A 14637-nucleotide genomic window follows, 5' to 3' on the forward strand; every position below is an offset into this window, starting at 1 on the left:
AAGACAGGGAAAGTTGCAGGGCACGGCGGATACCGCGCCCTGAGAGGTCGATTAGTGTTCGCGCGTTTTGCGGAACTGAACGTCAGGGTAACGTTCCTGGGTGAGATTCAGGTTAACCATGGTTGGCGCGATATAGGTGAGGTTATCACCGCCATCCAGCGCCAGCTGAATTTCGTTTTTACGCTTAAATTCTTCGAATTTCTTCACGTCAGAGCATTCTACCCAGCGCGCAGTCGCCACGTTGACCGACTCATAAATCGCTTCAACGTTGTATTCGCTCTTCAGACGAGAAACTACCACGTCGAACTGCAGCACACCGACAGCGCCCACGATCAGGTCGTTATTGGCGATCGGACGGAAGACCTGCACGGCGCCCTCTTCTGACAGCTGAACCAGCCCTTTCAGCAGCTGTTTCTGCTTCAGCGGATCCTTCAGGCGAATACGGCGGAACAGCTCCGGCGCGAAGTTCGGAATACCGGTGAACTTCATCATTTCGCCCTGGGTAAAGGTATCGCCGATCTGGATAGTGCCGTGGTTATGCAGACCAAGAATATCGCCCGGATACGCTTCTTCCACATGAGAACGGTCACCGGCCATAAAGGTGAGTGCATCGGAGATCACCACGTCTTTACCAATGCGCACCTGGCGCATTTTCATGCCTTTCTCATACTTGCCGGATACCACACGCATGAACGCCACACGGTCACGGTGTTTCGGGTCCATGTTGGCCTGAATTTTAAACACGAAACCGGTGAACTTCTCTTCTGAGGCTTCGACGACGCGGGTGTCGGTTTTACGCGGCATCGGCGCAGGCGCCCACTCCACTAAGCCGTCCAGCATATGGTCAACGCCGAAGTTACCCAACGCGGTACCGAAGAAGACCGGGGTGATTTCGCCCGCAAGGAACAACTCATGGTCGAACTCGTTGGACGCGCCCTGCACCAGCTCCAGCTCGTCGCGCAGCTGCTGCGCCAGGTCTTCACCCACGGCAGCATCAAGTTCCGGGTTGTTGAGACCTTTAACAACACGCACTTCCTGAATCGTATGGCCTTTACCGGTCTGGTACAGATACGTTTCATCTTTATAAAGGTGATAGACGCCCTTGAACAACTTCCCGCAGCCAATCGGCCAGGTGATCGGCGCACAGCCGATTTTCAGTTCGTTCTCAACTTCATCCAGCAGCTCCATCGGATCGCGGATGTCACGGTCGAGTTTGTTCATAAAGGTCAGGATCGGCGTATCGCGCAGACGGGTAACTTCCATCAGCTTACGGGTCCTGTCTTCAACACCTTTCGCAGCATCGATAACCATCAGGCAGCAGTCCACCGCCGTCAGAGTACGGTAGGTATCTTCGGAGAAGTCTTCGTGCCCCGGGGTGTCCAGCAGGTTCACCAGGCAGTCATGATACGGAAACTGCATCACAGAGGTGGTAATGGAGATACCACGTTGCTTTTCCATTTCCATCCAGTCAGATTTTGCATGCTGGCTGGAGCCACGGCCTTTTACCGTACCGGCGGTCTGAATGGCCTGTCCGAATAACAGTACCTTTTCAGTAATTGTCGTTTTACCGGCATCCGGGTGAGAAATAATGGCAAAAGTGCGGCGTTTGGCCACCTCTTGCAAATAAGGAGACAACGTCATAGTCAAATCTTCTTAGGTAAGCACGGCAACGGGCCGGGCAAGTTGAATACGAAAAATTGCGGCTATTTTACCCATCAACGGGGGGGAGGCAATCAGTGTTTACACAGGAGCTGCTCCAGTTCGCTTAATGACGCTACGGTCCAGGTCGGCTGAATGCCCGCTGGCTGCTCGCGGTTGTGCGTATTTAGCCAGCAGGTGGATAGCCCGGCGTTAATGCCGCCAAGAATATCGGACTCTGCGGTGTCACCCACCATTAGCACGCGAGAACGGTCAGGATTGCCCGCCTGCTCCAGCGCATGGTCAAAAATACGGGAATCAGGTTTTGCCACCCCAACCTGCTCAGAAATCACCAGCAGGTCGAAATAGTCGCGCAGCCCCGTCCGCTCAAGGCGGATTTGCTGCAACGCGGTAAAGCCGTTAGTAATGATGCCGATTTTCGCTTTATCACGAATCGCATTGAGCAGAGAAACCGCCCCCGGCAACGGCGAACAGATCTCCGCCATCGCATTGATGAATGCATCATTAAGCTGGCCCGGTTCAACCTTCAGGCGTTCGGCCCAGCTCTGAAAACGGGCATGCTGCAGTTGTAATGAGGTAATCGCGCCGTTTTGGTAATCCACCCACAGCGGTTTATTCACGGCCTGGTAGTCCTGAAAATCTTCAGCGGTAAAGGTAATGCTATAGTCGAGAAACATCCGCTGTAAGCCGGTAAACGAGTCAAATGTAAACAGCGTTTCGTCGGCATCAAAGAAAATCCAGTCCCACTTCTTCATCATTACACCTTGTCTTACATGCTGATTGGCAACGCCATGATGATGGCGTCTTCGTGACCATCGGCCGTTGGATAGTAATTGCGACGGATCGTCGCCTCGTTAAAGCCTAAGCTTTCGTACAGCGCGATAGCGGCGGCGTTTGAGGCGCGCACTTCAAGCCACAGCGTCAAAATGCCACGCTTTTCCAGCTCATCGATCAGATGCTCCAGCAGCTCACGCCCCAGCCCACGGCGCTGAAAGTCAGGGTCGACGGCAATATTGAACAGCGTAGCTTCATCCAGCACGACCTGCGTAATCGCAAAGGCCGCCATCACGTCATCAACCCTCAACTGAAAATTGAGGTAACGATCGCCCTGGTTGCTGGCAAATGTTTTTTCACTCCAGGGAAAAGCGTGGGCGCGTTTTTCAATCTGAAATGCTGCGGGTAAATCAGTCGGTTCGAGGGAAGAAATCGTGTTCATATGCGCAGATTTGTTGCCATAACGCGGCGCGGGCCGCGGGGTTTTCCCGTAATTCATTAAACGCAGGACTCGCGACCTGAGCGCCCTCCAGCAGCAGCGGCTCTTCGGTTCCCAGCCGCCAGCTATTACAGCGACTACCTTGCGGCAGCATGGCGACACGGTCAGGCGTCAGTTGTAAAACCTGATCCGGGCTGACGGTTAATGCGCGTAAAATATCGCTCATCAATGGTTCGGTTAGCGCGGGTAACTGTTCCGCAACCATCACCAAACGGACATGCGCAGGAATGGAAATCGCGATTTCGCCCTGCAGTGCGCCAGGACGACGCAACGACCACTGCGTAATGCCCAGTTGCTGTAACTGCCAGTCTCGTCGGGATGTCATAGCGAAACGCTCCTGTAATCAGGGGCGCAAATATAGCAAATTTGTCGAATCCGTGCCATCAAACAACTATAATCCCCCGCTGTACAATTTAAGGAGCACTCCATGTCTGCTTTTACCCCGGCAAGTGAAGTCTTGCTGCGCCACAGTGATGATTTCGAACAAAGCCGTATTCTGTTTGCCGGTGATTTGCAGGATGACCTGCCTGCCCATTTTGAAAGCGCCGCCAGCCGTGCGCACACTCAGCAGCTTCACCACTGGCAGGTGCTTAACCGCCAGATGGGCGACAACGTCCGCTTCAGCCTCGTCGCTCAAGCCGATGACGTCGGCGATAGCGATACGCTGATCTACTACTGGCCGAAGAATAAACCTGAAGCCCAGTTCCAGTTGATGAACCTTCTTTCGCTGTTACCGGTGGGTACCGATATTTTTGTTGTTGGCGAAAACCGCAGCGGCGTACGTAGCGCCGAGCAGATGCTGGCCGAATACGCGCCGTTGAACAAAGTCGACAGCGCACGTCGCTGTGGCCTGTACCACGGTCGTCTGGAAAAGCAGCCGGTCTTTGATGCTGAAAAATACTGGGACGAATACCAGACAGACAATCTGACCATCAAAACGCTGCCGGGCGTATTCAGCCGTGACGGCCTGGATGTTGGCAGCCAACTGCTGCTCTCCACGCTGACGCCGCACACCAAAGGCAAAGTTCTGGATGTCGGCTGTGGCGCGGGTATCCTCTCCGTCGCGCTTGCCAGCCACTCGCCAAAAGTGCGCTTAACCCTGTGCGATGTTAGCGCCGCCGCTGTTGAAGCCAGCCGCGCAACGCTTGCCGCCAACGGTATTGAAGGTGACGTCATCGCCAGTAACGTCTTTTCTGACGTGACGGGTCGCTTTGATATGATCATCTCCAACCCGCCGTTCCATGACGGCATGCAGACCAGCCTGGATGCCGCGCAAACGCTGATTCGCGGCGCGGTGCGTCACCTTAACAGCGGTGGCGAACTGCGAATTGTAGCCAACGCCTTCCTGCCTTATCCGAAAGTACTGGATGAAGTGTTTGGCTTCCACGAAGTTATCGCGCAGACCGGGCGCTTCAAGGTCTATCGCACCATCATGACGCGCCAGGCGAAAAAAGCGTAATTGTCTCGCAGCGAACGGCCATTCACGTGGCCGTTTTTGCATCAATCGGCCCAGCCTGGACAATTAACTATTGACGAAAAGTTGAAAACAACTAGAATGCGCCTCCGTGGTAACGATACTTTTTGAGTGTCGATGGTATGCGAAGGTGGCGGAATTGGTAGACGCGCTAGCTTCAGGTGTTAGTGTCCTTTCGGACGTGGGGGTTCAAGTCCCCCCCCTCGCACCATAATCCACGTTGATATTGCTCGCACTGGGCGAAGGTGGCGGAATTGGTAGACGCGCTAGCTTCAGGTGTTAGTGTCCTTAGGATGTGGGGGTTCGAGTCCCCCCCCTCGCACCAACGAGGCGATATCAAAAAAAATAAGATGACTGTGCGAAGGTGGCGGAATTGGTAGACGCGCTAGCTTCAGGTGTTAGTGTCCTTAGGATGTGGGGGTTCGAGTCCCCCCCCTCGCACCAATTATCTTATCTTTCCTTCGATTTTCTTTCCTGTTTTGCTCATCCCTGATTCCAGTTCATCATTACCAAAACAATGCCGCCGATCAGCGCCGCGCATGAAGGTAATAAGACAAAGTGCCGTAAACGCTTGTGGTATAACATGAGTGAAGTCAGTAGTAATCCTAATACAATCATCGCCTTCCATGCGTCGAGTGACAGATCAGTAAATGCCAGCCCGGCAATCACTATCCCCGGCAGCAAAACCCCCCATCCACTGCCCAGCGCACGTTGCAACATGGTTTCACCTATGACATTGATAATGATAACCAATATCATATGATAAATTTTCTCATTTGTCAGCCAGGAAAGGCTATCAATTCTATGAGTTTTACTTAACGATTGATGACATAAATAGTTTAAGGTGATAAATTGCTCGCCGGTTAGCTTTTCATCAAAAAACAATAACGACCTGAACGAATGATTTTTCGCTCATCATTTTTTCCTTACAAACACACCTTCGTATATTGCAGATAAATAACAATATTTACCTATGACAGTACAATCCTGGCGAACTCTGCGCACTAAGAAATATCAACTTTCTTTACGTCTGTTTCTGCTTCTCAATGCAGTCTCCGCGCTGTTTACGCTTGTTTTCCCACTTTTTGCCGTCAAAGCCGTATCTGTCCCGGCGTTGCTCATCCTGGCCGCCAGTACATTGCTGTTGGCATGGCATGGCAAATATGCGAATAAAAAAATTAATCTTCCTTTTATTTCAATCGTTTTTGGCTTGCTATGGGCATTACATATTTTTCTGAAATATAACGCGCTAGGTCATAATGATTATTATTTTCTGTTAATCGCACTTCTCAGCGTGCTGTTTATTGGTTCTATCGCTTTTGCCAACAATATCATCGCCTTTACGCTACATTCGTTACCCTCAGTCGTCGTCTGTTTATGGCTTAACGGCAGCGAGCATGGTCTGCGAATTTTCTATTTTATGGCGCTACCCATGGCCGGGATCGCCATCCAGCATGTGATACAAAAGCGCTACGACGGCTTCGCCCAGCAGCTGATGTACAAACTACTGGAAGAACGGGAAACTCTGAACGGACTCAGCATGCTCGACCCGCTAACCGGTTTGTACAATCGCCGGGGGCTGCAACACAGACTCGATACGCTGTTGGCCCTGAGCAACTCGAAGCACTACGTCCTGCTGATGGATATCGACCATTTCAAGGCCTATAACGATCATTACGGGCACATGATGGGCGATCAGGCGCTGATTCGCGTTTCTGCCGCGATTCGTGATTCCGTACGCTCCCGGGACGTGGTGGCACGTTTTGGTGGCGAAGAGTTTATGGTTTTGCTGACCGCGGTCGATCCCCAACAGGCCCAGGCTGCCGCCGAACGTATTCGCCAGAAAGTGTACGATCTTAAAATTCCACATATGTTTAATGAGAGCGTAGCAACCAATGTGACGGTCAGCATCGGTATTGCGCCTTTGGTGGAACAGGATATTGACTCCGCGATTACCAGAGCAGACAAAGCGCTTTATGAGGCCAAGAATATGGGTCGAAACAACACTCTGGTCAGCGATGAGCTGCGGATAAACTGCACCTCTTCCTGAGTTTTCCGTGCGGAACTGCCCGATCTTGCGACAAAGATCTTGCCATCGTTTACCCCCATCTATAGGATTAGAAATCATTATCATTTAGATTAACATCCTTATATCGCCATGGCTTACCGTTCCGCACCCATCGTTGAAGATGTCATCTGGCACAGCCATCTCCCTTCAGAGATGCCCTCGCTGGCGGCTTCCGTGCGTGCGACCATAGCCCAAACCCGCGAACACTTGCTGGATTTCATTCGCCTTGACGAGACCCCGCCGCAAGGTGCAATGACATTACATGAATGGACGCAACCGACAACGTTAAGTTCGCTTCTGGCCGTTTATTCAGACCACATCTACCGCAACCAGCCCACGTTAGTACGCGAAAATAAACCGCTGATCTCCCTTTGGGCGCAATGGTATATCGGCCTGATGATGCCCCCGCTTATGGTGGCTCTGCTGACGCAAAAAGAGGCTATCGACGTCTCTCCTGAACATATGCACGTGGAGTTTCACGAAACCGGGCGTGCCGCATGTTTCTGGATAGATGTACATCAGGATCACCAGACCACGGCACTCTCACCGCAACAACGTATGGAAACGCTGATTTTGTCAGCCCTGACACCGGTCGTTCAGGCACTGGAATCAACGGGTGAGATCAATGCGAAACTTGTCTGGAGCAATACGGGATACTTAATTCACTGGTACTTAACGGAAATGAAGCCGTTGTTAGGTGAAGAACTGTTGAACACGCTGCGCCAGACCTGCTTCTTTGAGAAACAACTATCCTGTGGCCAGGATAATCCGTTGTGGCGCACCGTCGTTCCACGCGAGGGACTGTTAGTACGCAGAACCTGCTGCCAGCGCTATCGCCTGCCCGATGTTCAGCAATGCGGCGACTGCACGCTAAAATAAGCGAGGAGCCATAGCCCCCCGCCAACACTTTATGCAACCTGCTGATTTTCCTCTTCTATCCGCTGTGCTTCTTCTTTTTCCTGCACCAACAGTTGCCTCTCATAAACCTTAAAGAATGGGAAGTAGATGATGGCAGAAACCAGCGCCAACACGACCACCAGGATCGCCGCACGATAATCCCAGCCTAACGCCCATGCCGCGCCAACGGGTGCCGGTGCGGTCCAGGGAACCACTGAAATCACCCGCCCAATTAGATCCAGTTTCATCGCCGCCCAGGCCAGCACCGCGTTCACCATTGGGGCCAGCAGGAAGGGAATAAAGAACACTGGATTCATGACAATCGGCGTACCGAATATCACCGGCTCGTTAATGTTGAAAATACTGGGGACCACGCTCAAACGCCCAATCGATCGTAGATGGGCCGAGCGGCTGCGCAGATAGCAAATCACCAGCCCCATCGTCGCCCCCGATCCCCCCACGACGATAAAGAACGTCCAGAACGCTTCCATAAAGATATGCGGTAAAGGCGCGCCCTGCGCCAGCGCCGACTGGTTCATGCCGAGGTTGGTCAACCAGAACATTTGCAGCATACCCGACACAATCGCCGCACCGTGAATACCGGCAAACCACAGCAGATGGCCGATCAGTACTGCCAGCAGTATCGCCGGCAGAGAATCCGCTGCGGACACCAGTGGTTTAAAGATGGCCATAATGGCCTGCGGGATCAGCATGTCAAACTGCGACTGTATCACCAGGCTCAACGGATACAGCGTCAGCACCACCACCAGCACCGGGATCAGCAGATCGAAAGAGTTTTTGATCATCGGCGGAACCTGATCGGGTAAACGGATGCCGATGTTGTGCGCCTTCAGGAAGCGCATCATTTCAACGCAGTAAATGGCTACCAGGATGGCGGTGAAAATCCCCGTACCGCCGAGGCTATCAACCGGCATCGTGCCTTTGGTTTTTGGCGCGGCAATCAGCAAAAAAGCCATGATCGACAGCATCGCACACATAAACGGATCTAACTGATGCGACTTCACATAGTGCTTGCCTAGGTTATAAGCAATAGCCGCACATATGTAGACCGACATGATCCCCATCGTCATATCAAACGGCGTGAGTATCTGGCCTTCAAATTGTTTTGCCAAATCCAGCCACGCACGGGCGAATCCCCAGGTGGTATCCGGAGAAAACGGCGGATAGGCAAAAACCAGCAGAAAAGAGCCTACAATCATAAAAGGCATCGCCGAAATAAAACCGTCACGAATAGCCATGACATGACGTTGTGAAGAGATGCGCCCGGCAACAGGACTAACATAGTTTTCAACAAAGCGGAAAATCACGTTAAACACAGCATGGTTAGTAGACATAGCCGTTCTCCCGTTGTGCAAAACCCTGCAACCGTACTGGTATCAACACCACCACGTAAAATCCATTCCTACTTTTCGCAACCGTGCCGGGAGGAACACCAGCACTACCACTATTCGAGTTAAGATTCATAGATGGCTCTTATTATGTGATACAGAGGAAGTGACAACTTCAGTATTAATCGCCATTTCAGTATTCCGCAACCGGTTACTGTAACCGGTTTCTTTGATTGTGAAGGTGATCGAGAAACTGCCAATGTTGCTGTGTTGTTACAATAAAATATTTACAGTAACGCTGCCCCTATGACAAATTACGCCAGGCGGTTTTCTGCTATGCAGGACTGCGGATAAGCGAGAGGGAGAGAAGAATGAGTTTACAATCAGTACGGCAGTTTTTAGCGCAACATGCGCCAGATATTGAAATCATCGAATTAGATCAAAGCACCGCCACCGTCGATCTGGCAGCCAAGGCCCATAACGTCGAACCAGGGCAGATAGCAAAAACGCTGTCACTAAAGGTAAAAAACGACATTATCCTGGTCGTCGCCAGAGGAGATGCTCGCCTCGATAATAAAAAACTGAAAAATACGTTTGGCGCCAAAGCGCGCATGCTGAGTAGCGATGAAGTAGTCAACGCAACAGGTCATCCCGTAGGAGGCGTATGTCCTTTCGGGTTGGAGACACCCATATCGGTGTACTGTGATGTCTCGTTGAAACACTATACAGAAGTGCTCCCTGCAGCAGGAGCCACTCACAGCGCGGTTCGCATTGCGCCAGAAAGAATAGCAGAACTGACTGCGGCAACCTGGGTTGATGTGTGCCAGTGATCGATTTACCTTTCCATGCCAATGACTACGCCGGTACGCATCTTCTCAAGCACGCCATAACGGGGCAGTACGACGAAAAGATGACGGTTCTGCAGAGCGCACATGCAGCAGGATATCGGCAGCATTCAGTAATCCGGCATCCGAACTAACGCCCAGTTTGGACATCACATTAAATTTATGCGCACGAATCTTTTTAATGTTTCGCTCAAGCTCAATCGCGATCTGCAGCATCGAATAACCATTCGACATATAGCGCAGAATTTCGCGCTCGGTTGGGCTAAGCATACGGCATTGATTGATATACCAGAGCTTCTTCGTGTCTTCTGTTTCCCCTCTGGCGCAATCCAGCGCTGCAAATAATTCTTCCTGCAACATACTCAGCGTGGATGCTTTGCTAATCACGGCATCCAGTGGTAGCGGTGACAGCGAGCCAATTAGCCGCGCCTCGTCATCATCATCGGCAATGACCACCCGCTTGATGCGAGGGTGTTTCACCGCCAGCTCTGTCAGATAAGCCAGTCCGGTGCGGCGATCGGTTCTTTTCGCGGAAAGTGAAAAAATAACCGCGGAAAATGACGTCTGTGACATCGCCTGGCTTAAGGCTGGCTGTCCTGAAAAGGGATGAAGTTGGTATTGATTGTTCGGTCTGGCATTAAATAAATTATAAATACCCACGCTGCTCATTACACACTTTTCTACCAGTGCGACATTTCTTTTGATACTTCTGTCTTCCATTCCGTGGTCTCTCCATAAACTGAAGGTAGATTCAACTCTCGTGCTCCTTGAGAACTATTTATCCAGGCATACATCTCCGCATTGCTGTGTATTGACAGACGACGCATCGCACTATTTTTCTGGGCGCTGATTGTCTTATTACTTTTTTTAAGTAATGTGGCAATCTGATTAATCCCCCAGCCCTTTCCCAGAAGCCGTAACACTTTCCGTTCAGATAGCGTCAGAATAATTGAGTATACGCTATGATCCTGTTTTTCTGGTGCTATTACCGGAGAGAGCAATACCGGGCTAATTCTGTCGGCATAAACATTCCCTGCATCAATAGCATTTACTAAACTATCAATCGGTTCGGCATCTGATAACAGCGTACTGATTGGACACATCAGCAGCTCAACGGCCACAGGATAATAATTTCGAGAAACGAGAAAGACCCAGTGAATATCACGATATTGAGGTAACAAAGAATAATATTGTTCGCAGACCGCACGCGGATGACTGCAGTCTCCGGTTAAATCAGCGATAACCAGATCTGAACGTCGCAGTTGCATCAATGTTAGTTCTTCTACGGCGCGGCAGTAGGTCAGTTTGTAATCAGAGAAATGCGCTTGCATTACCCCTTTAAGCCCAATTTGTATGATAGGTAATTTACTAATAATAATTGCGTTCTTGCAGCGTCCTGGCAACATAACTCCTCCATATTCACATGTCTTCAATCTTGCGCGCGCAAGTATCACCTACAATCAAATAAAATAATTAATAAATAGACATGCGTTAAACAATAGACAGGATGAATTATTTATCCTTATTCTAAATAGAAAATGGCGATGCTACGTTCCCAATAACATCACACTATAAATTTATCATGCCATAATCACGCACATGTACATTCATTGTACAATTAAAATAACTACATTAAATTATTAGCATTCCTTACGTAATTACTGTTCATCTCGAAAAATTTAGCCCTGGTTCAGGAGTGTGTCCCACGATACGATTTCCTACAACCACCAAGTGACCTGTTTCTTTTTTCAACACAAAAATTGATCTTATCCAGAGCCAACCGACTCACGCTTCATGATAAAAAGAAGATATTCTTCATTAAGAGAGCATCTTTTAGTCAGAGCGAGCTATGCAAACAGAGCAGTCGTCACAAAGAACGGTTACACGGTTATGTATACAATGCGGGCTTTTTTTACTGCAACATGGCGCAGAAAGCGCGTTGGTCGATGAACTCTCCACCCGCCTGGGTCTGGCGCTTGGGATGGACAGTGTAGAAAGTGCCATATCATCGAATGCCATCGTCCTGACGACGATCAAAGACGGACAATGCCTGACATCGACCCGAAAAAATCAGGATCGTGGCATCAACATGCACGTCGTGACGGAAGTGCAACACATCGTTATTTTGGCAGAGCATAATCTGTTGGATGAAAAAGGGGTAGAGAAACGGTTTAACCAAATCAAACCGCTACGCTATCCCAGATGGCTGGTTGCTTTCATGGTAGGATTGTCCTGCGCCTGCTTTTGTAAACTCAATAACGGCGGCTGGGATGGCGCGATGATCACCTTTTTCGCCAGCATGATCGCCATGTACATTCGCCAGCTCCTGGCTTCCCGGCATTTGCATCCACAAATCAACTTTTGTATTACCGCTTTTGTCGCGACCACCATATCCGGCCTGCTGCTTACGCTACCGACGTTTAATCACACGCCTACCGTAGCCATGGCCGCCAGCGTGCTGTTATTGGTCCCCGGTTTTCCGTTAATCAATTCGGTTGCGGATATGTTTAAAGGACACATTAATACCGGGCTCGCTCGCTGGGCGATTGCCAGTCTGCTTACGCTGGCAACCTGCATTGGCGTGGTGATGTCTATGACCTTATGGGGGCTGCGCGGATGGGCGTGATCGATTTCATTTTGGCGCTGATGCAGGATATGATCCTGTCGGCGATCCCGGCGCTTGGCTTTGCTATGGTATTTAACGTACCGCATCGGGCACTCCCCTGGTGTGCGTTACTCGGCGCGCTTGGGCACGGTTCACGGATGGTGATGATGACCGCAGGGTTTAATATTGAATGGTCCACCTTTATGGCCTCGCTGCTGGTCGGCTGCATTGGGATCCAGTGGTCGCGCTGGTATCTGGCGCATCCGAAAGTCTTCACCGTTGCGGCAGTGATCCCTATGTTTCCGGGGATCTCCGCCTACACCGCCATGATATCCGCCGTAAAGATCGGTCATTTCGGTTATAGCGAAGCGCTGATGATCACCCTGCTGACCAATTTTCTGAAAGCCTCATCGATTGTGGGCGCACTCTCAATTGGACTTTCCGTGCCAGGATTATGGCTGTATCGCAAACGTCCGCGCGTATAACGAATGAATCTGTTTACCCCTTTGCTGATGGGGGAACCTTCCCTCATCTGCTGCTCTCCTCTCTCTCTGTGTTACTATAAAAGCAGTTCCTTCTCGGTTGTTGTTCAGTATTGAGAAACATTATGCCCTGCAAAATTTTGACGCCGGACGTCACTAGCATTGACGCCTTACTACACGATCACCAAACTGTGCTGGCCAGGTCTGCGGGCGGTGCCGTAGCCGTATTCGCCAACAACGCGCCAGCGTTTTACGCGGTGACGCCTGCACGGCTGGCAGAGTTGCTGGCACTTGAAGAGAAGCTGTCACGCCCGGGAAGCGATGTAACATTAGATGCCCAATTTTATGAAGAGCCGCAAGCGGTACCGGTTGCCGTGCCAATGGGTAAATTTGCGATGTACGCTGACTGGCAGCCAGATGCTGACTTCCAGCGTCAGGCGGCGTTATGGGGAGTGGCGCTAAGAGAGCCCGTCACCGCTGAAGAACTGGCTTCATTTGTTGCCTACTGGCAAGCCGAAGGCAAAGTCTTTCACCATATTCAGTGGCAGCAAAAACTGGCGCGCAGCATCCAGATTGGACGGGCCAGCAATGGCGGAATGCCAAAGCGCGATGTGAACAGCGTCAGTGAACCTGACAGCCACATTCCACCGGGTTTTAGAGGATAACGATGAAAAACGTTGGCGACCTGATGAAACGTTTGCAAAAAATGATGCCACCCAATGTTGAGCCCGCCTTTAAAACGGGCGAAGAACTGCTGGCATGGCAAAAAGAGCAAGGTGAAATTCGCGCCGCCGCGCTGGCCCGCGAAAACCGGGCCATGAAAATGCAGCGTACATTCAACCGTTCCGGTATCCGTCCGCTGCATCAGAACTGTTCGTTCGAAAACTATCGGGTTGAGTGCGAAGGTCAGATGAATGCCCTGAGCAAAGCTCGCCAGTACGTTGAAGAGTTTGACGGCAACATCGCCAGTTTTATCTTCTCTGGCAAGCCCGGCACGGGTAAAAACCATCTGGCCGCCGCCATCTGCAACGAACTGCTGCTGCGCGGCAAGTCGGTACTGATTATTACCGTCGCCGATATCATGTCGGCGATGAAAGAAACGTTCAGCAATCGTGAAACCAGCGAAGAACAGTTGCTCAACGATCTGAGTAATGTGGATCTGCTGGTGATCGACGAGATCGGCATGCAGACAGAATCCCGCTATGAAAAAGTGATTATTAATCAGATTGTCGATCGCCGTTCATCCTCAAAACGTCCGACCGGCATGTTAACTAACAGCAATATGGATGAAATGAACAAGCTACTGGGCGAGCGCGTGATGGACCGTATGCGCCTTGGCAACAGCCTGTGGGTCATTTTTAACTGGGAAAGCTACCGTAGTCGGGTCACCGGTAAAGAGTATTAACGTATTAGGACCACTCCTAAGACTGCCAGCGCTATACTGCGCTGAAAAGGCATAACACGAGTTGCATATAATGATGAAAACTACCAAACGTCTGCTGTGCTGTGCGCTTGCCGCCGGCACGCTCATCTCCACCAGCGTTTTTGCCGCCTCCTGGCAGGATTCGCTCTCCAGCGCGGCCAGTGAGCTGAGCAAACAAAGCTCCGGCTCACAAAGCAGCTCATCGCTCTCTTCCCTGACCAGCCTGCTGAATGGCAGCAATCAGTCGTTGACCTCCAGCAGCATGAATAACGCCGCCGGGATCCTGGAATATTGCGCGAAACAGAAGCTGGCCTCGGTCACCGACACGCAAAACGTCAAAAACCAGGTGCTGGATAAACTGGGCCTCAGCGCGCCTGAGCAGAAACAAGACACCAACTATATGGACGGTATTCAGGGTCTGCTCAACGCCAAAGATGGGCAACAGCTTAACTTGGACACGATTGGTAACAGCTCGCTGGCGAAGCAGGTAAAAACCAAGGCCTGCGATCTGGTGTTAAAACAGGGTATGAACTTCATTTCCTGAAGCTCTACATGCCGCGTA

The 14637-nt window shown here is 50.9% G+C and carries 17 protein-coding genes and 3 tRNA genes; 12 read left to right on the forward strand and 8 right to left on the reverse strand.

The features are described 5' to 3' along the window. Nucleotides 1-51: 51 nt before the first annotated feature. From prfC to holD, 4 genes are all read right to left on the reverse strand, one after another. Nucleotides 52-1641, reverse strand: a complete 1590-nt coding sequence (gene prfC, locus G8S19_RS19140; RefSeq protein ID WP_003829982.1) for a peptide chain release factor 3 — start codon at nucleotides 1639-1641, stop codon at nucleotides 52-54. A gap of 92 nt (nucleotides 1642-1733) precedes the next feature. Further along, nucleotides 1734-2414, reverse strand: coding sequence for a pyrimidine 5'-nucleotidase (gene yjjG / locus G8S19_RS19145; RefSeq protein WP_124020805.1), 681 nt, complete (start codon nucleotides 2412-2414; stop codon nucleotides 1734-1736). 14 nt (nucleotides 2415-2428) lie between these two features. Beyond that, the gene (gene rimI, locus G8S19_RS19150; protein ID WP_003829985.1) at nucleotides 2429-2875 is read right to left on the reverse strand and encodes a ribosomal protein S18-alanine N-acetyltransferase; all 447 of its coding nucleotides are present in this window, start codon (nucleotides 2873-2875) and stop codon (nucleotides 2429-2431) included. After that, nucleotides 2844-3257, reverse strand: coding sequence for a DNA polymerase III subunit psi (gene holD / locus G8S19_RS19155; RefSeq protein WP_048212778.1), 414 nt, complete (start codon nucleotides 3255-3257; stop codon nucleotides 2844-2846). Before holD ends, rimI begins: the two co-directional genes overlap by 32 nt. 102 nt (nucleotides 3258-3359) lie before the next feature. Here holD and rsmC point away from each other — a divergent pair, with 102 nt between their 5' ends. From rsmC to G8S19_RS19175, 4 genes are all read left to right on the forward strand, one after another. Beyond that, complete coding sequence (rsmC, locus tag G8S19_RS19160; RefSeq protein ID WP_101743359.1) at nucleotides 3360-4391, forward strand: 16S rRNA (guanine(1207)-N(2))-methyltransferase RsmC; 1032 nt, start codon at nucleotides 3360-3362, stop codon at nucleotides 4389-4391. A gap of 139 nt (nucleotides 4392-4530) precedes the next feature. Continuing rightward, nucleotides 4531-4617, forward strand: a tRNA-Leu gene (locus G8S19_RS19165). 28 nt (nucleotides 4618-4645) lie between these two features. Then, nucleotides 4646-4731: transfer RNA gene (locus tag G8S19_RS19170), tRNA-Leu, on the forward strand. A gap of 33 nt (nucleotides 4732-4764) precedes the next feature. Continuing rightward, nucleotides 4765-4850: transfer RNA gene (locus G8S19_RS19175), tRNA-Leu, on the forward strand. A 39-nt stretch (nucleotides 4851-4889) separates the two neighbouring features. Here the strand turns inward: G8S19_RS19175 and G8S19_RS19180 are convergent. Then, nucleotides 4890-5126, reverse strand: a complete 237-nt coding sequence (locus G8S19_RS19180; protein WP_086523828.1) for a DUF1435 domain-containing protein — start codon at nucleotides 5124-5126, stop codon at nucleotides 4890-4892. 253 nt (nucleotides 5127-5379) lie between these two features. On the opposite strand from G8S19_RS19180, the gene G8S19_RS19185 reads away from it, so the two are divergent. Further along, complete coding sequence (locus tag G8S19_RS19185) at nucleotides 5380-6456, forward strand: GGDEF domain-containing protein (protein ID WP_048212780.1); 1077 nt, start codon at nucleotides 5380-5382, stop codon at nucleotides 6454-6456. A 108-nt stretch (nucleotides 6457-6564) separates the two neighbouring features. Further along, complete coding sequence (fhuF, locus tag G8S19_RS19190; protein ID WP_048212781.1) at nucleotides 6565-7353, forward strand: siderophore-iron reductase FhuF; 789 nt, start codon at nucleotides 6565-6567, stop codon at nucleotides 7351-7353. A gap of 29 nt (nucleotides 7354-7382) precedes the next feature. On the opposite strand, the gene G8S19_RS19195 is transcribed toward fhuF, so the two are convergent. Then, nucleotides 7383-8726: a PTS sugar transporter subunit IIC gene (locus G8S19_RS19195; RefSeq protein WP_253685730.1), complete on the reverse strand. Its 1344-nt coding sequence runs from the start codon at nucleotides 8724-8726 to the stop codon at nucleotides 7383-7385. A gap of 365 nt (nucleotides 8727-9091) precedes the next feature. Here G8S19_RS19195 and G8S19_RS19200 point away from each other — a divergent pair, with 365 nt between their 5' ends. Beyond that, nucleotides 9092-9550 (forward strand): YbaK/EbsC family protein, encoded by a 459-nt coding sequence (locus tag G8S19_RS19200; RefSeq protein ID WP_048212783.1) that lies wholly within the window; start codon nucleotides 9092-9094, stop codon nucleotides 9548-9550. 45 nt (nucleotides 9551-9595) lie between these two features. Here the strand turns inward: G8S19_RS19200 and bglJ are convergent, their stop codons facing one another. Together bglJ and G8S19_RS19210 are read right to left on the reverse strand one after the other, a co-directional pair. Then, the gene (gene bglJ, locus G8S19_RS19205; RefSeq protein ID WP_253685732.1) at nucleotides 9596-10285 is read right to left on the reverse strand and encodes a DNA-binding transcriptional activator BglJ; all 690 of its coding nucleotides are present in this window, start codon (nucleotides 10283-10285) and stop codon (nucleotides 9596-9598) included. Next, on the reverse strand, nucleotides 10246-10971 hold the full coding sequence (locus tag G8S19_RS19210) for a response regulator transcription factor (RefSeq protein WP_253685734.1): 726 nt from the start codon (nucleotides 10969-10971) through the stop codon (nucleotides 10246-10248). The genes bglJ and G8S19_RS19210 overlap by 40 nt, the downstream gene beginning before the upstream one ends. A gap of 443 nt (nucleotides 10972-11414) precedes the next feature. Between G8S19_RS19210 and G8S19_RS19215 the strand changes: the two genes are divergently transcribed. The 5 genes from G8S19_RS19215 to G8S19_RS19235 all read left to right on the forward strand — a co-directional run bounded on the left by G8S19_RS19215 (nucleotide 11415) and on the right by G8S19_RS19235 (nucleotide 14619). Then, the gene (locus G8S19_RS19215) at nucleotides 11415-12191 is read left to right on the forward strand and encodes a threonine/serine exporter ThrE family protein (RefSeq protein WP_115643930.1); all 777 of its coding nucleotides are present in this window, start codon (nucleotides 11415-11417) and stop codon (nucleotides 12189-12191) included. Next, on the forward strand, nucleotides 12182-12655 hold the full coding sequence (locus tag G8S19_RS19220) for a threonine/serine exporter (RefSeq protein WP_048212787.1): 474 nt from the start codon (nucleotides 12182-12184) through the stop codon (nucleotides 12653-12655). Before G8S19_RS19215 ends, G8S19_RS19220 begins: the two co-directional genes overlap by 10 nt. Before the next feature lie 122 nt (nucleotides 12656-12777). After that, complete coding sequence (gene dnaT / locus G8S19_RS19225; RefSeq protein WP_048212788.1) at nucleotides 12778-13317, forward strand: primosomal protein DnaT; 540 nt, start codon at nucleotides 12778-12780, stop codon at nucleotides 13315-13317. 2 nt (nucleotides 13318-13319) lie between these two features. Next, nucleotides 13320-14057, forward strand: coding sequence for a DNA replication protein DnaC (gene dnaC, locus G8S19_RS19230; protein WP_003019133.1), 738 nt, complete (start codon nucleotides 13320-13322; stop codon nucleotides 14055-14057). A 70-nt stretch (nucleotides 14058-14127) separates the two neighbouring features. After that, on the forward strand, nucleotides 14128-14619 hold the full coding sequence (locus G8S19_RS19235; RefSeq protein ID WP_253685736.1) for a DUF2501 domain-containing protein: 492 nt from the start codon (nucleotides 14128-14130) through the stop codon (nucleotides 14617-14619). The last annotated feature ends 18 nt before the right edge of the window (nucleotides 14620-14637 follow it).

This window comes from Citrobacter sp. SX206, assembly GCF_024181025.1.
Lineage (GTDB): Bacteria > Pseudomonadota > Gammaproteobacteria > Enterobacterales > Enterobacteriaceae > Citrobacter > Citrobacter youngae.

Bases quoted from the DNA above. Each gene is read 5' to 3' on its own strand.
- prfC (WP_003829982.1), bottom strand. From the start codon at position 1,641: ATGACGTTGTCTCCTTATTTGCAAGAGGTGGCCAAACGCCGCACTTTT.
- yjjG (WP_124020805.1), bottom strand. From the start codon at position 2,414: ATGAAGAAGTGGGACTGGATTTTCTTTGATGCCGACGAAACGCTGTTT.
- rimI (WP_003829985.1), bottom strand. From the start codon at position 2,875: ATGAACACGATTTCTTCCCTCGAACCGACTGATTTACCCGCAGCATTT.
- holD (WP_048212778.1), bottom strand. From the start codon at position 3,257: ATGACATCCCGACGAGACTGGCAGTTACAGCAACTGGGCATTACGCAG.
- rsmC (WP_101743359.1), top strand. From the start codon at position 3,360: ATGTCTGCTTTTACCCCGGCAAGTGAAGTCTTGCTGCGCCACAGTGAT.
- G8S19_RS19180 (WP_086523828.1), bottom strand. From the start codon at position 5,126: ATGTTGCAACGTGCGCTGGGCAGTGGATGGGGGGTTTTGCTGCCGGGG.
- G8S19_RS19185 (WP_048212780.1), top strand. From the start codon at position 5,380: ATGACAGTACAATCCTGGCGAACTCTGCGCACTAAGAAATATCAACTT.
- fhuF (WP_048212781.1), top strand. From the start codon at position 6,565: ATGGCTTACCGTTCCGCACCCATCGTTGAAGATGTCATCTGGCACAGC.
- G8S19_RS19195 (WP_253685730.1), bottom strand. From the start codon at position 8,726: ATGTCTACTAACCATGCTGTGTTTAACGTGATTTTCCGCTTTGTTGAA.
- G8S19_RS19200 (WP_048212783.1), top strand. From the start codon at position 9,092: ATGAGTTTACAATCAGTACGGCAGTTTTTAGCGCAACATGCGCCAGAT.
- bglJ (WP_253685732.1), bottom strand. From the start codon at position 10,285: ATGGAAGACAGAAGTATCAAAAGAAATGTCGCACTGGTAGAAAAGTGT.
- G8S19_RS19210 (WP_253685734.1), bottom strand. From the start codon at position 10,971: ATGTTGCCAGGACGCTGCAAGAACGCAATTATTATTAGTAAATTACCT.
- G8S19_RS19215 (WP_115643930.1), top strand. From the start codon at position 11,415: ATGCAAACAGAGCAGTCGTCACAAAGAACGGTTACACGGTTATGTATA.
- G8S19_RS19220 (WP_048212787.1), top strand. From the start codon at position 12,182: ATGGGCGTGATCGATTTCATTTTGGCGCTGATGCAGGATATGATCCTG.
- dnaT (WP_048212788.1), top strand. From the start codon at position 12,778: ATGCCCTGCAAAATTTTGACGCCGGACGTCACTAGCATTGACGCCTTA.
- dnaC (WP_003019133.1), top strand. From the start codon at position 13,320: ATGAAAAACGTTGGCGACCTGATGAAACGTTTGCAAAAAATGATGCCA.
- G8S19_RS19235 (WP_253685736.1), top strand. From the start codon at position 14,128: ATGATGAAAACTACCAAACGTCTGCTGTGCTGTGCGCTTGCCGCCGGC.